We start from the raw sequence: 18,007 nt of genomic DNA, 5'->3' as shown, positions 1-18,007 counted from the left end.
CGTCGGCATCCTGCACGGCTGCCTGGTCCGCGGAGTCCCCTACGACCCCGAAATCGCATGGAAAGACCAAACGCCCGAAGCCGCAGCTTGACAACTTAACGCCCTGGGATGTCTCGACCGGCGGGCAATGGGGCTCGCCCGCCGGGGTAAGCGCTCGGCCAGCGGGGTAAGGGGTCGACCAGCGAGATAAGCCCTCGGCCCGCAGGGTAAGCGCTCGTCCGGCGAGATAAGGGCTCGACCAGCCGTAAGTGGCCGGCGACAACACAACAACAACAGTTCCTGAATCGAGAGGTTGTGCACCAGCCTCGCCTCACGTGACCTCGACAAGCTCGGCCCGGCGGATACGCCCTCGTTCCTCGGGTTACTCGACCAGCGGGAGGGTTCCTTGAAAATTCCAGAGTGAATCGCCCATTGGGTGTCGCGTGCTCGACGGCCTCGTGCTCGACCGCTTTGCCGAGGTACGCAGCACGCGACACCCGAACCCGCCCGGGTTTGTCGACCGCACCGGCACAATGGCCTAAGTTGGGTACCGCATGGAGGCGTCAGGGTTCCTGGTGGTCCCCCCGGTCTTCAAAACCGGTGAGGTCGAGTATCTCGGTCTGGCGGGTTCGATTCCCGTCCGCCTCCGCCACGACCAAGGAGGTTCGGTGACGGCTGCAGATCCGCGTCGGCAGATCCCACGCACCGATCAGCTGCTGGCCGAACCGAGTGTCGTCGATGCCCGGAAACGTCTGGGTGACAACGTCATCCGAGACGTCGTCCGCGACGCACAGGACGCCGCCCGACGAGGCGAGATCGCCCCCACCGAGGTGGCGGAGGTGGTATCCCACAACCTGGCGGTCCGACACCCGCACAGTCTTCGACCCGTCCTGAACGCCACCGGTGTCATCGTGCACACGAACCTCGGCCGTGCGCCACTGTCACCGGCCGCCCTCGACGCGGTGATCGCCGCCGGCGGATACGTCGACGTGGAGTTGGATCTGAACACCGGCACCCGGTCACGACGCGGTACCGCTACCCGCCAGGCACTTCTCGACGCGTGTCCCGCCGCGGGTGACGCCCTCGTCGTCAACAACGGCGCCGCCGCACTCCTGCTGACCACCACCGCATTGGCCATCGGCCGCGAAGTGGTGATCAGCCGCGGCGAGATGATCGAGATCGGCGCCGGATTCCGGCTCACCGACCTCATGGTGTCCACCGGCGCCCGCCTCCGCGAGATCGGCACCACCAACCGCACCCACCTACGGGACTACGCCGACGCCATCGGCCCCGACACCGGATGCGTACTGAAGGTGCACCCCAGCAACTTTCGGGTCCACGGGTTCACCAGCGAGGTCGGACTCACCGAACTCCGCGGCCTGTGCACCGAACGCGGCATCCCGCTCGTCGTCGATCTGGGCAGCGGACTCCTGCAACCCGACGAGACGCTGCCCGACGAGCCGGACGCGACGACGGCGCTCAACGCGGGCGCCGATCTTGTGATCGCCAGCGGTGACAAGCTTCTCGGCGGACCACAAGCCGGCATCATGCTCGGCGACGCGGAACTGATCGCCCGCCTGTCCCGACATCCGCTCGCGCGGGCGGTACGGACCGACAAGCTCACCCTCGCGGCACTGGAGGCCACCCTCAACGGCGCAACCCCACCGGTCGCCGCCTACCTGCACGCCGACCCGGCGCGCCTACGTGCCCGCACCGAACGACTGGCCGCCGAACTGAACGTACCGGTCGTCCCCCACGATGGCCGCGTCGGAGGTGGCGGTGCACCCGGAGTTCCGTTGCCGGGCTGGGCACTTCGCCTACCGGAGGCAGCCGCCGCCCGACTGCGCAGCGGTGATCCCGCGGTCCTCCCCCGCGTCCACGACGGCGCAAGTCTCATCGACCTCCGGTGCATTCCGGAAGCCGACGACGACACCGTCCTGGCCGCGCTCCGCGCCGCCACCGCATCCCCGTCGAGCAGCGCACTCACCCCGGGTGCATAGTGTTCGTCGTCGCCACCGCCGGACACGTCGATCACGGCAAGAGCCGCCTGGTCCATGCCCTCACCGGGATGGAACCCGACCGCTGGGCGGAGGAACGCCGCCGCGGTCTGACCATCGACCTCGGATTCGCCTGGACCACCTTGCCTTCCGGTGCCGACGTGGCATTCGTCGACGTCCCCGGCCACCAGCGATTCCTGGGCAACATGCTGGCCGGGCTCGGTGCCGCGCCCGTGGTGATGTTCGTCGTCGCCGCCGATCAGGGTTGGCAGGCCCAATCCGACGATCACCGGGACGCGATCGCTGCGCTCGGGATCGACCGGGGCGTCATTGTCATCACCCGGTCCGACCTCGCCGCCGAGGATCGGATCACCCAGACCGTCACCGATACCCTGACCGGACTCTCCTCGACCGGACTGGCCACCGCACCCGTCGTGATCACTTCCGCGGCAACAGGCACCGGATTGGACGAACTGCGCGCCGAACTCGACATCGTTCTCGCCGAAAGCCCGTCACCGTCACCGACCGCACCCGTCCGATTCTGGGTCGACAGATCGTTCACGATCGGCGGTTCCGGCACCGTCGTCACCGGAACCCTTTCCGCCGGAACCATTCACATCGGTGATCGCCTCGAACTGTCCACGGCCAACCGAACCCGGACCGTCACCGTACGCGGCCTGCAGAGCGAGGGACGCCCACGTAACGAGATCGGCCCGACCCGTCGGACCGCGGTCAATCTGCGCGGCGTCCACACCGACGACGTCGCACGCGGTGATGTGCTGCTCACCCCCGACGCCTGGCGAGATACCGCCGTCGTCGATATCGCGCGGGTCAGCGGCCACGACTTCACGAGTGCCCCAGAACATCTCGTCGTCCACATCGGCACCTCGGCGCAACCGGCCCGCCTCCGGCCCTTCGACACCCATCACGCCCGGCTGAATCTCCACCATGCGCTCCCCCTGATCGTCGGCGACCGAATGGTGTTGCGCGATCCCGGAACCCGCATCGTCGGCGGGGCACGCATCCTCGACGCCGATCCGCCGGACCTGCGCCGCCGCGGCGACGGCACCAGGCGCGCAACGCTATTGGCATCCATGCAGTCGACCCCCAGCGTGGAAGCCGAGGTATCCCGACGGGGCGTCGTCCGCGTCGATCACCTCCGACGTCTCGGCCTCATCGGCGGCAGCGATCCGTCGGACGATCCGCCACCGGAATCGGTACGTGCCATCGGAGGCTGGTGGGCCGACGCCACCGCTCTCGCCGACTGGGCACGCCGCCTGCGCACCGCGGTCGACGCGACCCACCGCGAGGACCCGCTCTCGCCCGGCCTGTCGCGCGCGTCGGTCCCCACGCTCCTCGGCATTCCCGACGACGCCGCAATCGTCGACGCGGTGATCGGCGAGGCCGGTGTCGATCATCTCGACGGGCACCTCGCGGCCCGGGGACGCACCGCGCACCTCGGTCCGGCCGAGGATGCCGTCGCCGCACTGGAACGACGACTCGCCGCCGACCCGTTCGCCGCTCCCGAAGCCGACGATCTCGCCGCGCTCGGTCTCGGTGATCGGGAACTCGCCGCCGCCGAACGTGCCCGACGCCTACAGCGCCTCGGCGCCGGCGTCGTCCTGGCCCCCACGGCCCCGGCTCTGGCGATGCGCACCCTGGCCACTCTCGAGCAGCCGTTCACCACCAGCGCCGCCCGCCGTGCCCTGCACACCACCCGACGGGTCGTCATCCCGCTGCTCGAACATCTCGACGCCCGGGGCTGGACGCGCCGCATCGACGCCGGCCACCGCGAGGTGATCCGCTGACGGCGGCCTGTCCACAGCCGGCACCGCGCCTGGGCCGAGTTGTCGGACGCCGGCCGTAGGCTGATCCCCGTGGCGAAATCCAAGTCCAGTTTCCGGTGCACCGAGTGCGGCTACCAGGCACCCAAGTGGCTCGGGCGGTGCCCCGAATGCCATGCGTGGGGCGCACTCGACGAGGTCACCACGATCACGTCGGCGGGCGGCGCCACGACGGCGACCATCACCCCGACCAGCCCGGCCGTCCCGATCACCGCGGTCGACGCGGCAACCTCCTCGGCCGTCCCCACCGGGATCGGCGAGTTCGACCGCGTCCTGGGTCGCGGCGTGGTGCCGGGCTCGGTGATCCTGCTGGCCGGTGAGCCCGGCGTCGGCAAGTCGACGTTGCTGCTCGAAACGGTCAAGCATTGGGCGCAATCGGGTCGTCGCGCGCTCTACATCACCGGTGAGGAATCCGCGGGTCAGGTCCGGATGCGCGCCGAACGCACCGACGCCGTGCACGAGAACATCTATCTCGCAGCCGAATCCGATCTCGCCACGATTCTCGGACATGTCGATGCCGTCAATCCGTCACTGATGATCGTCGACTCGGTGCAGACGGTCGTGGCCTCCGGGGCCGACGGCGTGACCGGCGGGGTCACCCAGATCCGCGCGGTCACCACCGCGCTGGTGTCGTTGGCCAAGAACCGCGGCATCGCGGTCATCCTCGTCGGGCACGTCACCAAGGACGGCGCCGTCGCCGGCCCGCGGTCGCTCGAGCATCTCGTCGACGTGGTGTTGTCCTTCGAGGGCGATCGGCACTCGTCGTTGCGGATGGTGCGTGGCATCAAGAACCGATTCGGTGCGGCCGACGAGGTCGGCTGCTTCGAGCAACGCGACGACGGCATCCATCAGGTCACCGACCCGTCCGGCATCTTCGTCCACCATCACGCCGCCGACGTGAGCGGTTCGGCGACGTTGATCACGATGGACGGCAAACGTGCCCTCGCCGGTGAGATCCAGGCGTTGACCACCCCGACCACGATGGCCACCCCGCGTCGCGCCGTGTCGGGGCTAGATTCACCGCGTGTGGCGATGGTCCTCGCGGTCCTGCAGAGCCGGATGAGGATCGAGGCGATCGGCAAGAGTGAGGCCTATGTGTCCACCGTCGGCGGGATGCGGGTGACCGAACCCGCCGCGGATCTGGCGATCGCGCTCGCCCTGTTCTCCGCCCTGCAGAACAAGGCGATCCCGCGGAGCACCGCGGTCATCGGTGAGGTCGGCCTGGCCGGCGAGGTGCGGCGGGTGTCGGCGGTCGCGCGCCGGGTCGCCGAGGCCAAACGCCTCGGATTCGGACACGTCCTCATCCCGTCCGGCACCGACGAGAAACTGCCGAAGGGAATTCGCGTCACACGCGTCGCGAACCTGGCGGAGGCCACCGGGAAGGCATTTACCGCGTCGACCCTGCAGGTTGTGGAGGCGCCGTTCTGAGCGGCTCATGTGATCCGGCCCACGGTGAGACCGATTGGTGCCGAATGCACGCTTCGCACGGGTAACGATCCGGCAACAGGTGGCGTAGGGTATCGGCGTCGGGGGCCGGGTACGCGGCTTCATCACTTCGCCGGAAATGAGTCGCATGTTGCCGAGGTCTGGCCACGTCATGGGCGTGCGCCGTCTGATGTTCACCGTGATCGCCACCATCCTCACCGTCGCCGCACTGCTGGCAGGTGCGGCCACCGCCACCGCCTGGGGGCCACCCGCGGCGAAGGTGAAGGGCTTCATCAACGAGAAGATCAACAACTACGGCATGGACGACCCGGTGTGGGTGCGTGCCTGGCCGTCGCAGACCACCGCGCCGGCCAACGCCCCGACCGTCATCTTCCTCGACGGCCTGCGCGCCACGAATGACTACAACGGTTGGGAACGCGAGACCAACGTCGCGTACCTGTCGCAGCACGGCTACAACGTCGTCATGCCGATCGGCGGGCAGTCGTCGTTCTACGCCGACTGGAATGCCCCGAGCACCAGCGCCGGTCAGGTCAACCCGTACCGCTGGGAATCGGTCCTGAAGAACAGCCTTCCCCAATTCCTGGACAAGCACGCCTTCCACAACCGCACCCTGGTCGGCCTGTCGATGTCGGCGAGCCAGGCGGTGATGATCGGTAACCAGCGACGCGACCTGTATTCGCGGGTCGTGTCGATGTCGGGATTCATGAACATCGTCGCCACCGGCATGCAGACGATGATGCGTCTGGCCGCGTGGGACGCCGGTCGGTACAACCTCAACGACATGTGGGGCTGGTTCCCGAATCTGCAGGCCTTCAACAAGTCCCCCATCGAGAACCTGCCGTGGATGAGTGGACTGCACCTGTGGATGTATGCGGGCACCGGCATCTGGGGTGACCATCAGCCGGCCGGCGCCAACAATGCCGACTTCCTGTTCACCGGTTTCAACTCGACGGCGATCGAGGCCCTCGCCGGCGAGCAGAGCCGTTCGTTCGCGCTTCTCGCGCCCGCATTCGGGGTCAAGCTGCGTACCGACTTCCCGATCACCGGCACCCACGCCTGGGGCTACTGGCAGCAGGGCATCTGGAACATCGAACGCGCCGGATGGTTCAAGAACGGCTGATGACGATCACCGGTGGCGTCCGTCAGGGACGGGACAGACGCTGTCGGTATTCGTCGGCCATCTGACTGTTGTCCAGATGGTCGGCGAAGTGCTCCCGGGGATTGATGGTCACGAAGATCGAATTCCCTATCGCCACAACAGAATCCGGATCACCGAGATGTGCGCTGGCCGCAACATAGACCTTGCGGCGCTGCCGGCCGAGCAGGCGGGCACTCAGGTGCAGGGTCGAGCCGATCGGTATCGGCGCGATGAAGTCGACCTCGAGGTGCACGGTGACCGCCGACGGCCCGACGAGCAGCGGGGCGGTTCCCATCACCTCGTCGAAGGCGGTGGACAGCACGCCGCCGTGGATGACGCCGGGACCACCTTCCATCCACGGCTCGACCACCATCTCGGTTTCGACCGAGAAACCGTCTGCGACGTCCGCGGGCCCGGCTCGCACCACCAGGTGCAGACCGCGCGGAGCGTCCTCACCGCAGCCGAGACACATCGGGTTGTGCATCCGGATGGGTTGGCCCGGCCCGGCAGCCTTCGGATGCCGCTGCATCGGTTCGAGATCGTCGGGTATCGCCATGCCGCGCGCAGGCGCCGGTCCAGATGGGGTGCTCACGCAGCGTTACCCTAGGCCATGTCACCACTCGCAGTGTCACGGGTGGATCCGCATGATCGAGAGGATGCACCAGCATGGTCGACGGAGTCAGGTCCGATCACGGCCGCCCCGACGGCGGACGATCGGAACTGTTGAAGGCGACGTTGGCCCGCGTCGCCCCCGGCACCGGTCTGCGCGATGGTCTCGAACGCATCCTGCGCGGCGGCACCGGCGCCCTGATCGTGCTCGGTCACGACTCCGACGTGGAACGCATCTGCGACGGCGGCTTCCACCTCGATGTCGAGTTCGCGCCGACCCGCCTGCGGGAGCTGGCCAAGATGGACGGTGCGGTGGTCCTGTCCACCGACGGCAAACACATCGTGCGTGCCAACGTGCAGCTGGTGCCCGACCCGTCGATCCCCACCGAGGAGTCCGGGACCCGGCACCGCGCCGCCGAACGCACCGCCATCCAGACCGGTCATCCGGTCATCTCGGTGAGTGCGTCGATGTCGATCGTCAGTGTCTACGCCGACGGGGTGCGGCGTGTGGTGGAGAGCCCGGACCCGATCCTGTCGCGCGCCAACGTGGCCCTGTCGACCCTCGAGCGTTACAAGGCCCGCCTCGACGAGGTGATCTCCGCGCTCGGGCGTGCCGAGATCGAGGATTACGTGCTGCTGCGCGACGCCATGTCGACGGCCCAGCGGATGGAGATGGTGCGTCGCGTGGGCGTGGAGATCGAGGAGTACGTCCTCGAACTCGGCGTCAACGGCCGCCAGGTGAGCCTGCAACTCGAGGAACTGATCGCGGAGAACGACGCCGTGCGCGAATTGCTGGTCCGCGACTACTACGCCAGCCCCGAACCCGCGACCACCGAAGAGGTGCACAGCACCCTCGAGACCATCGAAGCGTTGTCGGACGCCGATCTCCTCGACCTCACCCTGCTCGCCGGCGCGTTCGGTTACCCGACGACCATCGAGGCGCAGGACACCGCGATGAGTCCGCGCGGGTACCGCATGCTCGCCCGGATCTCACGGTTGCAGTTCGCCCATGTGGACCGTCTGGTGCGCAGTTTCGGCACCCTGCAGGCGCTGCTGGCGTCGTCGGCGGCGGACCTGCAGGCGGTCGAGGGCATCGGCAGCATCTGGGCCCGCCACATCCGCGAGGGATTGTCGCGGCTGGCCGAGTCGAGTATCGAGCGGTACGACTAGACCCTGTGACGACCGGGCAGTGTTACGGCGTCGCCGGCGCCACGAAGTTGAAGGTCACCGGCTCGGATTCGCGTTCACCGATCTTGCCGATCGCCTGGTAGGAACCGGCGGGAACCGGCTCGCGCGGCGTCTTGCAGCCGGGGGTACTGGTGGTGCCCGACCAGGTGATGGTGTCCTTCACCTGCTGCTGCGGCTGCAGGACCACGTTGTTGACGGTGTTGATCGGTGAGCAGTCGCGCGCCGACCACAGCGTCCGGGTTCCGTCGAGGGTGCGGACGACGACGTTCTGCGCGGCCTTGCCGACGTCACGTGTGCAGGCACTGAGGCCGGCGTTGGTGGTGACCAGGGTGAAGACCGGCTGACTGTTGGTGGTGTAGGTCGATTTGTCGGTGTAGAGGACCACCGCGATGCTGTTGTCCGGGCACAGCGGGACGCCCGCGTCTCCGGCGACCGGGGTGGCACCGGGCGTCGACGGCGCGGCCTCGCCGGATGGCGCCGCGCTGCTCTCCGAGGCACCGGCAGCACCGGCGTCACCACCTCCGCCACCGCCCCCGACCCCACCGCCGGACGGTGCCTGAGACGGGTCGACGGATTCGTTGGTGGTGGCCGTCGACGGTGTCGTCGACGACGGGGTTCCGGTGGCAGCGGTGTTGGAGGTGTCGTCACTTCCGCCGCTCTGCGTCCACACGACCAGCCCGATCACCAGGGCCACGATGGCAACCAGCACTCCACCGGCGACAATGCGTCGTCGCCAATAGATTTCTGGTGGGAGCGGGCCCTGCGGTTCGATCACGCCACAACGCTAACGGCGATTCGGACAGGTCCCGGCGACCACGCGCGGCGTGTCGCATGAATTTGTGTGACGTGTGAGGTATCGGGCCCAATGCCTATGCAGGTCTGAGCCGGTCCGACCTCAGGCGGATTCGGCCTCCGGGAGGGCGGCCGGCTTGACCACCGTCGGGACGACCACGTCGGCCGACCCGATGTCGCCGTACACGCCGCGCAGCTGCACGGCACCCTCGCTCAGTGCGTAGGTCAGGCCCACGATCGCGAGTTTTCCGGCGGCCACGCGGTCGGCGATGATGCGGCTGCGCTGCATCAGCAGCTGCCCGGTCTCCACGACGTGTCGGGCCTCGAACTCGTCGACGCGGGTCAGTCCCTCGCTGCGGCCGGCCAGGATGCTGGGGGTGACGCGTTCGACGACATCGCGGATGTATCCACCCGGAATCTGCAGTTCATCGAGGGCGTCGAGGGTGGCCTTGACCGCACCGCAGCTGTCGTGGCCGAGGATCACGATCAGTGGTACCTCGAGGACCTCGGCGGCGTACTCCAGCGAGCCGAGCACCGCCGAGTCGAGGACGTGACCGGCGGTGCGCACCACGAACATGTCGCCGAGTCCCTGATCGAAGATGATCTCGGCGGCCAGTCGGGAATCCGCGCAACCGAAGAGCACGACGTGCGGATGCTGGCCGGCGACGAGACGATGCCGGTCCTCGATACCCTGACTGGGATGTTGCGATTCACCGGCGACGAAACGCCTGTTGCCCTCGAGCAGAACCTGCCATGCGCGTTTGGGAGTCAGTCCGATCATGGGGACTAGTCTGCCACCGTCGGCCGTGTTGGGTTGGTTCGACCGCAATGAACGTGATCTGCCATGGCGCGCGACGGGACTGTCCGGCTGGCAGATCCTGGTCAGCGAGATCATGCTGCAGCAGACCCCGGTGTCGCGGGTCATCGGCCCGTGGACCGAGTGGGTGCAGCGGTGGCCGACCCCGTCGGCGATGGCGACGTCGAGTCCCGCCGACGTCCTACGGGCCTGGGGCAAACTCGGCTATCCGCGCCGCGCCCTGCGCCTGCACGAGTGCGCCAAGGTGCTCGCCGCCGATCACAACGACCGCGTTCCCGACGACGTGACGACGATGCTCACTCTGCCCGGCATCGGCGACTACACCGCGCGGGCCGTCGCGTGTTTTGCCTACGGACAGTCCGTGCCGGTCGTCGACACCAACGTGCGGCGGGTGATCGCACGCGCGGTGCATGGCCGCGCCGAACCGGGCAACGCGTCCAAGCGCGATCTCGCCGACGCCGAAGCGCTGCTTCCGCGCTCCGCCGACGGCTCGTATGCGCGCAGCGCGCCACGGTACTCGGCCGCGCTGATGGAACTCGGTGCGCTGGTGTGTACCGCCCGCAATCCCCGCTGTGATGACTGCCCGGTGACCTCGTGTACCTGGGTCGGGCTCGGTCGCCCGGCCCACACCGGGCCGAAGAAACGAGTCCAGAAGTTCACCGGGACCGACCGGCAGGTGCGGGGATTGCTGCTGGATGTGTTGCGCGACAATCACATTCCGGTGGATCGGGCGCGGTTGGACGCAGTCTGGACCACCGATCACGGCCAGCGTGACCGCGCCCTGGATTCCCTGTTGACCGACGGTCTGGTGGAACTGACCCGCGACGGACGATACTGCCTGGCCGGCGACGGTGACGCAGGCTGACGGCGACGCAGGTCGGTCGGCCCGTATACGCACCGATGACATCGGTGTGGACACACTTCTCTTACGGTGCCGGTATTGCTAGCTTTTTCGCATGACAGAACCGCCCAATCAGGGTCCCGACTTCAACAAGCCGCCAACACCCGGGCAGACTCCGCCGCCCGCCAATCCCGATCCGTACGGGCAGACCCAGTACGGGGCGCCCGGTCAGCAGCCCCCGGGATACGGCCAGCAGCCACCGTCCTATGGGCAGCAGCCACCGTCCTATGGGCAGCAGCCGCCCAGTTATGGCCAGCCACCGACGGGTCAGCAGCCCCCGGCATATGGGCAGCAGCCGGGCGGATACGGCCAGCCACCCACCGGCGGGCAGCCGCCGTCATACGGTCAGCCCGCGCCGGGCTACGGCCAGCCCGCCGGGGCACCGGGCGCGCCGGTTGCCGGTCCGCCGCAGCAGGTGAACATCGGCGAGGCGCTGAGCTGGGCGTGGGCTCAGTTCAAGGCCAACCCGGGACCGATGATCGTGCCAAGCCTGCTTGCCGTTCTGATCTTCGCCATCGCCGCCGGGCTGTACTGGGCCGTACTGGCCATCTTCGGTACGACCACCACGACCACGGTCTCCGGCCAGTACGGGTACAGCTACGAGGTGTCATCCGGAATCGGTGCCGGCGGCACTATCGTGAGCATTCTGTTGTACTTCGTGGTGCTCGTCGCGATCATTTATCTCTCCGCCGGCATGATCACCGGTGCACTCCGCGTCGCCGACGGCCAGCCGGTGTCTGTGGGAACCTTCCTGAAGCCGGAGCGTCTCGGTGTGGTCATCGGCACCGCGATCCTCGTCGGCCTGATCACCGCGATCGGCATCGTGCTGTGCATCGTCCCGGGACTGATCGCGATCTTCCTGCTGCAGTTCTCGCTCTTCTTCGTCATCGACAAGCGACTCTCACCGGTCGAGGCGATGAAGGCGTCCAGCGAACTGGCCCGGTCGTCGGTGTCCAATTCGCTTCTGACGCTGGTGGTCTCGTACGCGCTGTCCTATGTCGGCGCCCTCCTCTGCTACGTCGGCCTGATCGTGACCTGGCCGCTGGGTCAGCTCTTCTACGCCCACTGCTACCGGCGCCTGTCCGGCGGCTACGTGGCACCCGCCCCGCAGTAGTCACCCACCCCGACAAAGTCACCGACCCCGACGACCGACGCCCCCGACCGCTACCCCCGCGTGAACGGCAATCCCGACAGGAATGCCTCGACCGCACCCCGGTAGAAGTCGGGGGCGTCGTCGTGTACCAGGTGCCCTGCTCCCGCCGCGGCGATGTGGGTCGCGGAGTCGTTGACCGAGGCCATCTTTCGCATCTGTCCCGGCGGGGTGACACCGTTGCCGGCTTCGATCAGCAGCGTCGGCACGCCGACGGCCCGCCACTGCGACCAGAAGTCCCGCTGTCCCCATTCCTCGGCGATGGCCGCCCAGACCTCGAGGTCGCCGTGCAGCCGGCCGTCGTCGAAGGCGTCGTAGAAGTAGCGTCCGGCGACCGGGCCGAACAGGGCCACCGCGACCCGTTCGTCGTCGAACCGCTCCGGCCACGAGTCGAACCACGGCGTCCAGTTGGCGGTGGTGCGGCCCCGGAAGTCCGGCGCCATGTCCTCGATGACGAGCGCGGAGATCAGTTCCGGGTAGGCGGCCGCGGTGCACCAGCCGTGCAGGCCACCCATCGAATGCCCGATGACGACGGCCGGCCCGAGGTCGATCCAGGTGAGGATCTCGGCCAGATCGGCGACGAAACGTTCGGTGGAGATGTTCGGGTCGGCCGGGGCGTCGCGGCCGGTGTGAAATGCGGCGTCGAAGGTGAACACCCGGCCGTACCGGCGCAGCCACGGGATCTGACGACGCCACGTGCGGCCGCGGCCCATCAGGCCGTGCGCCAGGACGATGGGACCGACGCCCACGTCCGGATCGTCCACGCCGAGCCCACCATGATCGAGTAAGCCCAGGTCGGCGGCGGGAATCGGCACGCACCGAGGTTACCCGGGTGGTCCGCAGCGGCCCGCAACGCCACTCCGGGGCCGCGCGGTGGCGCGTGTTTCCCCGGATTGCAGAACCCGGCAACCACACGAGCGACCCAAGGCCCTGTCGGCCCGCGCGCCGGCTGATTAGGGTTGACGCATGGCAGTAGTGAAGATCAACGCAATCCATGTCCCCGAAGGCTCCGGCGAAGAACTCGAGAAGCGTTTCGCCCACCGCGCCCACTCGGTCGACGGCTCCAAGGGCTTCCTCGGATTCCAGTTGCTGCGTCCGGTCAAGGGCGACGACCGATACTTCGTGGTGACGCAATGGGAGTCCGACGAGGACTTCCAGGCGTGGGCCGCCGGACCGGCCCGCGAGGCCCATGCCGGTGAACGCGCCAAGCCGGTCGCCACCGGCGCGGATCTCCTCGAGTTCGAGGTCGTCCTCGACGCCAAGCCCAGCTCCTGAGCATCCTCAGCCCGATGTTTCCCCTCGGCAGCGCGCTGCTGCCGGGGGAACGTCTACCTCTGCGGGTCTTCGAACCCCGCTATCGGCAGATGCTCGACGACTGCCTGTCCGAGGAGGCACCGGCGACGTCGCCGACCCCGGATGGCGCGCACGGCTTCGGTGTCGTCCTCATCGAACGCGGCCACGAGGTGGGCGGCGGCGACGCGCGAACCGGCATCGGCACCTTCGCGACCATCGACACCGTCGTCCGCGATCCCGACGGCCAATCCCTGTTGTCCTGCACCGGGACCTGGCGGTTCCGCGTGAACCGATGGCTGCCCGACGACCCGTATCCCCGCGCCGACATCACGCCATTGCCGGAACCTCCCGCCGACGACGCCACCACCGCACGGCTGGTGACCCTCGGCTCACGCATTCGTTCCCTCATCGAGGAATCCTTTGCCCACCGCGACCTCCCGGTCGGTGACGACATCCCACGATTCGACGCCGCCGACCTCGCCGAGGTCGGCATCTTCGGCTGGGCCGGGCGCCTGCCCATCGGCGCCGCCGACCGCCAGACCCTCCTCGAAGCCGACGACGGCCCCGCGCGTTGCCACGTGTTCGACGACGCCATCGCCACCCTCGAGGCCCGGATTCGCTTCGGCGGGTAAGCGACTTCGTCATCCCCGTCACCTCGAATTAGAACGTGTTCTAGTATCGGTTGTGGAGTAGTTCACACCCCGTCGCGCGCATCGGCGCGTGTACGCGGAGACAGGCAGGCGAGGAGCACCTTCATGACCGACACCGTCGAGGCCGCGCAGACCGGCATCGGGACCGACCAGAGCGCGCTGTACATCGGCGGGACGTGGGTCGCCCCCCATTCCACCGAGACACTGGAGGTGTTCTCCCCCGCCACCGGCGAACGTATCGGCTCGGTCCCACTGGCCGACGGGACCGACGTCGACACCGCGGTGCGTACCGCCCGCGAGGCCTTCGCCTCCGGTGTGTGGTCGGCGAAACCGGCCGCCGAACGCGCCGACGTCCTCGATCGCGTCGCCGATCTGATCGACGCCCGCATCGACGAGATCGGTGCGGTGGTGTCGGCGGAGATGGGCGCCCCGCCCAGTGCGGTGGACATGCTGCAGAAGCTGCCCGGCACCGGCGTGCTGCGCGCCTACGCGAACGCGGCCCGCGAATACGCCTGGGAGGAATACCGCACCGGCATGTTCGGCACCACCCGCATCACCCGTGAACCGGTGGGCGTGGTGGGCGCGATCACGGCATGGAATGTCCCATTGTTCTTGGTGTGCAACAAGTTCGGCGCCGCCCTCGCCGCCGGCTGCTCCGTGGTGCTCAAGCCGGCACCCGAAACACCGTTGACCGCCAACCTGATTGCCGAGATCTTCACCGAGGCGGGCGTGCCGGAGGGCGTGATCTCGGTGGTGCCCGGTGCCACGGCCACCGGCGAGGCGCTCGTCGCCCACCCCGAGGTGGACAAGATCACCTTCACCGGATCGACCGCCGCGGGCAAGGCGATCGGCGCGGCCTGCGCCCAGTCACTCAAGCGGTGTTCGCTGGAGTTGGGCGGCAAGTCGGCGGCCATCGTCCTCGACGACGTTGACGTCGCCGCCAACATCGGCATGCTGGTGTTCCTCGGACTGTTCAACACCGGGCAGGCCTGCGTCGCCCAGACCCGGGTGCTGGTGCCGCGCAGCCGCAAGGACGAGATCGTCGCCGCGATGGTCGAGGCCGCCAAGGCGATGAAGGTCGGCCTGCCGACCGACCCGGAGGTCCAGCTCGGCCCGGTGATCAGTGATCGGCAACTACGGCGGATCGAGGGTTACATCGCCGCCGGCAAGCAGGCCGGAGCCACCGCAGCCCTGGAAGGCGGGCGGCCCGAGGGACTTTCCGCTGGCCACTTCCTCACCCCGACCATCTTCACCGACGTCACCAATGACATGGTGATCGCGCAGGAGGAGATCTTCGGTCCGGTGCTGTCGGTGATCACCTACGACGACGTCGACGAGGCGATCGCCATCGCCAACGACTCCGACTACGGTCTCGCCGGTTCCGTGTGGACCTCCGATGTGGAACGCGGCATCGAGATCTCCGGCAAGATCCGCACCGGCACCTTCGGCATCAACTTCTACGCCATCGACCCCGGTTCACCGTTCGGTGGGTTCAAGAGCTCCGGCATCGGCCGCGAATGCGGCCCCGAAGGGCTCGAGTCCTTCGTCGAACACAAGTCGACGATGCTGCCGATGGGCTACGACCCGCAGTGACGTCGAGTGGGCGCCCGTCTCCGTCGAGTGGGCGCCCATCCCCGTCGAGTGGGCGCCCATCCCCGTCGAGTGGGCGCCCATTCCCGTCGAGTGGGCGCCCATCCCCGTCGAGTGGGCACATTACTTCTGTAGTGCCAGAACCTCTTTGGTGAATTCGTCCTCGTCGATGCGCGTGCTGCGGCCGTCGGCGACGGCGACCTGCCCGTCGACCATCACGGTGTCGACGATGCGGGGTGATCCGGTGGTCAGCACCGAGGCACCCGGGTCACGGACCGGCAGCGTCGCGTAGTCGCGGTCGAAGCGGATCAGCGTCAGATCCGCCGGATCGCCGACGCTCACGCCGCCGATGATCTCCGGTAGTCCGAGTGCCACATTGGCTCCGCCGCAGGCGATGTCGAGCATCTCACCGAAGCCGAGCAGGTCGGCACGTTTGTGCGTCGCACGTTGCAGATAAGCGGCGATCCGGAAGGTCTCCAGCATGTCCTGGGTGTCGTTGCTGGCCGCACCGTCGACCCCGAGTCCCACCGCGAGCCCGCGGTCGAGCATCTGCGGGACCGGGGCCACCCCGCTGCCGAGACGCATGTTGGACAACGGGTTGTGCGACACCGCAACTCCGCGTTCGGCGAGAATGCCCTGCCCCACGTCGTCGAGTTCCACACAGTGCACGGCCAGCACCCGGTCCCACAGAAATCCTGCGCCGTCAAGGTATTCGACGGCGCCGACGCCGGCGTGTTCGAGACACATCCGGTCGTCGGTGGGCGTCTCGAGCAGGTGGATCGACACCGACATGTCGCGTTCCTGCGCGAACTCCCGCAGGTGCGTCATGCCGTTCTCGGTGAGCGAGCGCGGATTCGGTACGGCCAGCGCCATCGTGATCGGCGATCCGTTCACCTGATCCCGGAGGTGATCGATGTGATCGCACACCTCGTCGAGGGGTTGCATCAGTCGTGGTTCGAATCCCCACTTGCGCGTGGCGTCGGGACGGTCGGCGACGCCACGTCCGAGCACCGCACGAATCCCGGTGTCGCGCAACGCCTGGATCACCGCACCGTGCACCTCGTCGTCGGGATGCGGCCACATGTGTTCGACGACGGTGGTGGTACCCGACCGCAGCGCCTCGAGGCAGGCGGCGACCGTGGCGGTGTACGCCCGCTGCGGGGTGATCGCCACCGACTCCTCACCGACGGCGAGCAGCCATTCGAGCAGCGGCGTGCATTCGGCGATGCCCCGCATCAACGACTGCTGCAGATGGGTGTGGGTGTTGACGAATCCGGGGATCAGGTACCCGCCGAACCGGATGTCCGCATCCGAAGGTGTTGCACCGGAACCGGTGTCGTCGATCGACTCCACCACACCGCCGGTCACCCGGACGTCCCGATGGGGCAGCCAGATGCCGCCGCTGTACACGGTGACGTCGGCGAAGACGGTGTCGCTCATGGCTTCTTCTTGTCGAAGTTGACCGACAGACGTGCGGCGATGTAATCGGCGGCGGTGATCGGCTCGTATTTGCCTGCCGCACTCTCGATCAGCACGTCGGTGTTGGCCTGTGCGAAGTAGGCGATGGTGTAGCGCGGACCCTGGTACTCGCCACGGCGCGGTGCGCGCACCCGGTGGAAGTTGGACGGCAGCCGGTCATCGGACCAGCGCATCAGCATGTCACCGATGTTGCAGGTGATCGCCTCGTCGGACGGCTCGACCGGCGTCCACGCCTGATCGGCGGCCTCGGCACCCGGCAGCACCTGCAGGCCACCCTGACCGGCGCGCTGGAACAGCAGCGTCAAGGCGTCGAAGTCGGTGTGTGCACCGGCGCGCCACACATTGTCCTGATCGAGCATCTCGTCGGGGAAGGCGTAATAGTGCAGCAGACGCAACGTCGACTGGTAGGTCGACGACGCGGGATCGTGTGCGCGGGTGAAGAAGTCACGGTCGAAGCCGAGCTTCTCGGCGAAGCAACCGAGGATGTTCATCGCCAGTTCCCAGCAGCGGTGCTCGAAGTCGAGGAGGGTCGCCCGGAAGCCGGCGAGTTCGTCCTCCGACGGCCACAGCCCATCCATCCGGGGCAGCGTGACCTGATAGGACTCCTTCTGGTCCGGTGTCCCCACCGACGGGCGGACCTGGCTCATGAACTCCCAGCCGGCGTTGGTGCCCTTCTTCAGCGGGAACTGTTCCTTGACCTCGCCCGGCAGCGCGAAGAACTTCTCGGACATGTCGAAGGCGTGTTGCACCTGCGCCAGGTCGATACCGTGATCGACCACCTGGAAGAAGCCGATATCGGTTGCCGCCGACCACAGTTCGTCGGCGATCCGGTCACGGCGGCTCTCGAAGTCGGCGAGGCTGATGCGCCGCACCTCACGGTCGGTGGTCTCGGTACCCAGACCGCCCATCGCCGCCTCGCGATTGAGTTCGGTCATGTCGTATGCGGACGTGTTCGTCATGGTGGTGATCTCTCTTGTGCGAAGAGAGCGACATGCGCTTTTCGACGCTACGACCTGAGAGAAAGGCCACGGCGGACGCGAACATCCGGACTCGTGCCGGCTGCTACATACGCTCTCGTGGGGAACAGACTAGCCTGCGCCCGTCCGGCTCGCCACCCGAAGCCGTGACCGCCCA

At 67.9% G+C, this 18,007-nt stretch carries 16 protein-coding genes and 1 tRNA gene; 11 read left to right on the top strand and 6 right to left on the bottom strand.

What is annotated here, in order from left to right:
• Positions 1–535: 535 nt before the first annotated feature.
• The 5 genes from ABLE94_RS25135 (at position 536) to ABLE94_RS25115 (ending at position 6,386) form a co-directional block, all read left to right on the top strand.
• Positions 536–631, top strand: a tRNA-Sec gene (locus ABLE94_RS25135).
• 16 nt (positions 632–647) lie between these two features.
• Positions 648–1,979: an L-seryl-tRNA(Sec) selenium transferase gene (selA, locus tag ABLE94_RS25130; protein ID WP_348810206.1), complete on the top strand. Its 1,332-nt coding sequence runs from the start codon at positions 648–650 to the stop codon at positions 1,977–1,979.
• Positions 1,979–3,784 (top strand): selenocysteine-specific translation elongation factor, encoded by a 1,806-nt coding sequence (gene selB, locus ABLE94_RS25125; RefSeq protein ID WP_348810205.1) that lies wholly within the window; start codon positions 1,979–1,981, stop codon positions 3,782–3,784. The genes selA and selB overlap by 1 nt, the downstream gene beginning before the upstream one ends.
• A 69-nt stretch (positions 3,785–3,853) precedes the next feature.
• Positions 3,854–5,248, top strand: a complete 1,395-nt coding sequence (gene radA / locus ABLE94_RS25120) for a DNA repair protein RadA (RefSeq protein WP_348810204.1) — start codon at positions 3,854–3,856, stop codon at positions 5,246–5,248.
• A gap of 169 nt (positions 5,249–5,417) precedes the next feature.
• Positions 5,418–6,386 (top strand): alpha/beta hydrolase-fold protein, encoded by a 969-nt coding sequence (locus ABLE94_RS25115; protein ID WP_348806627.1) that lies wholly within the window; start codon positions 5,418–5,420, stop codon positions 6,384–6,386.
• 22 nt (positions 6,387–6,408) lie between these two features.
• Here ABLE94_RS25115 and ABLE94_RS25110 read toward each other — a convergent pair whose 3' ends face one another.
• Positions 6,409–6,960 (bottom strand): PaaI family thioesterase, encoded by a 552-nt coding sequence (locus tag ABLE94_RS25110; protein WP_348806646.1) that lies wholly within the window; start codon positions 6,958–6,960, stop codon positions 6,409–6,411.
• Between the two features lie 110 nt (positions 6,961–7,070).
• Between ABLE94_RS25110 and disA the strand changes: the two genes are divergently transcribed.
• Positions 7,071–8,183 carry a DNA integrity scanning diadenylate cyclase DisA gene (disA, locus tag ABLE94_RS25105; RefSeq protein ID WP_348806626.1) on the top strand — a complete coding sequence of 371 codons (1,113 nt, stop codon included), beginning with the start codon at positions 7,071–7,073 and terminating at the stop codon, positions 8,181–8,183.
• Between the two features lie 22 nt (positions 8,184–8,205).
• Here disA and ABLE94_RS25100 read toward each other — a convergent pair whose 3' ends face one another.
• Complete coding sequence (locus tag ABLE94_RS25100) at positions 8,206–8,976, bottom strand: hypothetical protein (protein ID WP_348810203.1); 771 nt, start codon at positions 8,974–8,976, stop codon at positions 8,206–8,208.
• A gap of 120 nt (positions 8,977–9,096) precedes the next feature.
• The gene (locus ABLE94_RS25095) at positions 9,097–9,774 is read right to left on the bottom strand and encodes a carbonic anhydrase (RefSeq protein ID WP_348806624.1); all 678 of its coding nucleotides are present in this window, start codon (positions 9,772–9,774) and stop codon (positions 9,097–9,099) included.
• On the opposite strand from ABLE94_RS25095, the gene ABLE94_RS25090 reads away from it, so the two are divergent.
• Together ABLE94_RS25090 and ABLE94_RS25085 are read left to right on the top strand one after the other, a co-directional pair.
• Positions 9,773–10,675: an iron-sulfur binding domain-containing protein gene (locus ABLE94_RS25090; protein ID WP_348810202.1), complete on the top strand. Its 903-nt coding sequence runs from the start codon at positions 9,773–9,775 to the stop codon at positions 10,673–10,675. The two genes, ABLE94_RS25095 and ABLE94_RS25090, sit on opposite strands and share 2 nt — an antisense overlap.
• A gap of 91 nt (positions 10,676–10,766) precedes the next feature.
• Complete coding sequence (locus ABLE94_RS25085; RefSeq protein WP_348810201.1) at positions 10,767–11,825, top strand: DUF2189 domain-containing protein; 1,059 nt, start codon at positions 10,767–10,769, stop codon at positions 11,823–11,825.
• 50 nt (positions 11,826–11,875) lie between these two features.
• On the opposite strand, the gene ABLE94_RS25080 is transcribed toward ABLE94_RS25085, so the two are convergent.
• The gene (locus tag ABLE94_RS25080; RefSeq protein ID WP_425476281.1) at positions 11,876–12,670 is read right to left on the bottom strand and encodes an alpha/beta fold hydrolase; all 795 of its coding nucleotides are present in this window, start codon (positions 12,668–12,670) and stop codon (positions 11,876–11,878) included.
• Positions 12,671–12,827: 157 nt separating this feature from the next.
• On the opposite strand from ABLE94_RS25080, the gene mhuD reads away from it, so the two are divergent.
• The 3 genes from mhuD to ABLE94_RS25065 all read left to right on the top strand — a co-directional run bounded on the left by mhuD (position 12,828) and on the right by ABLE94_RS25065 (position 15,397).
• On the top strand, positions 12,828–13,136 hold the full coding sequence (mhuD, locus tag ABLE94_RS25075) for a mycobilin-forming heme oxygenase MhuD (protein ID WP_348806621.1): 309 nt from the start codon (positions 12,828–12,830) through the stop codon (positions 13,134–13,136).
• A 14-nt stretch (positions 13,137–13,150) separates the two neighbouring features.
• On the top strand, positions 13,151–13,786 hold the full coding sequence (locus tag ABLE94_RS25070; protein ID WP_348810200.1) for an LON peptidase substrate-binding domain-containing protein: 636 nt from the start codon (positions 13,151–13,153) through the stop codon (positions 13,784–13,786).
• A gap of 123 nt (positions 13,787–13,909) precedes the next feature.
• On the top strand, positions 13,910–15,397 hold the full coding sequence (locus ABLE94_RS25065) for an aldehyde dehydrogenase (RefSeq protein ID WP_348810199.1): 1,488 nt from the start codon (positions 13,910–13,912) through the stop codon (positions 15,395–15,397).
• Between the two features lie 120 nt (positions 15,398–15,517).
• Here ABLE94_RS25065 and ABLE94_RS25060 read toward each other — a convergent pair whose 3' ends face one another.
• On the bottom strand, positions 15,518–16,834 hold the full coding sequence (locus ABLE94_RS25060) for an amidohydrolase family protein (RefSeq protein ID WP_348810198.1): 1,317 nt from the start codon (positions 16,832–16,834) through the stop codon (positions 15,518–15,520).
• Positions 16,831–17,832 (bottom strand): isopenicillin N synthase family dioxygenase, encoded by a 1,002-nt coding sequence (locus ABLE94_RS25055; protein WP_348810197.1) that lies wholly within the window; start codon positions 17,830–17,832, stop codon positions 16,831–16,833. Before ABLE94_RS25055 ends, ABLE94_RS25060 begins: the two co-directional genes overlap by 4 nt.
• Positions 17,833–18,007 lie beyond the last annotated feature (175 nt).

This window comes from Gordonia sp. VNK1 (assembly GCF_040049135.1).
Lineage (GTDB): Bacteria > Actinomycetota > Actinomycetes > Mycobacteriales > Mycobacteriaceae > Gordonia > Gordonia oleivorans.
Note: the sequence above shows the minus strand (reverse complement) of the source record. Positions and strands in the feature narration are given on the sequence as shown.

Bases quoted from the DNA above. Each gene is read 5' to 3' on its own strand.
- ABLE94_RS25115 (WP_348806627.1), top strand. From the start codon at position 5,418: ATGGGCGTGCGCCGTCTGATGTTCACCGTGATCGCCACCATCCTCACC.
- ABLE94_RS25110 (WP_348806646.1), bottom strand. From the start codon at position 6,960: ATGGCGATACCCGACGATCTCGAACCGATGCAGCGGCATCCGAAGGCT.
- disA (WP_348806626.1), top strand. From the start codon at position 7,071: ATGGTCGACGGAGTCAGGTCCGATCACGGCCGCCCCGACGGCGGACGA.
- ABLE94_RS25090 (WP_348810202.1), top strand. From the start codon at position 9,773: ATGGGGACTAGTCTGCCACCGTCGGCCGTGTTGGGTTGGTTCGACCGC.
- ABLE94_RS25095 (WP_348806624.1), bottom strand. From the start codon at position 9,774: ATGATCGGACTGACTCCCAAACGCGCATGGCAGGTTCTGCTCGAGGGC.
- ABLE94_RS25085 (WP_348810201.1), top strand. From the start codon at position 10,767: ATGACAGAACCGCCCAATCAGGGTCCCGACTTCAACAAGCCGCCAACA.
- mhuD (WP_348806621.1), top strand. From the start codon at position 12,828: ATGGCAGTAGTGAAGATCAACGCAATCCATGTCCCCGAAGGCTCCGGC.
- ABLE94_RS25070 (WP_348810200.1), top strand. From the start codon at position 13,151: ATGTTTCCCCTCGGCAGCGCGCTGCTGCCGGGGGAACGTCTACCTCTG.
- ABLE94_RS25065 (WP_348810199.1), top strand. From the start codon at position 13,910: ATGACCGACACCGTCGAGGCCGCGCAGACCGGCATCGGGACCGACCAG.
- ABLE94_RS25060 (WP_348810198.1), bottom strand. From the start codon at position 16,834: ATGAGCGACACCGTCTTCGCCGACGTCACCGTGTACAGCGGCGGCATC.
- ABLE94_RS25055 (WP_348810197.1), bottom strand. From the start codon at position 17,832: ATGACGAACACGTCCGCATACGACATGACCGAACTCAATCGCGAGGCG.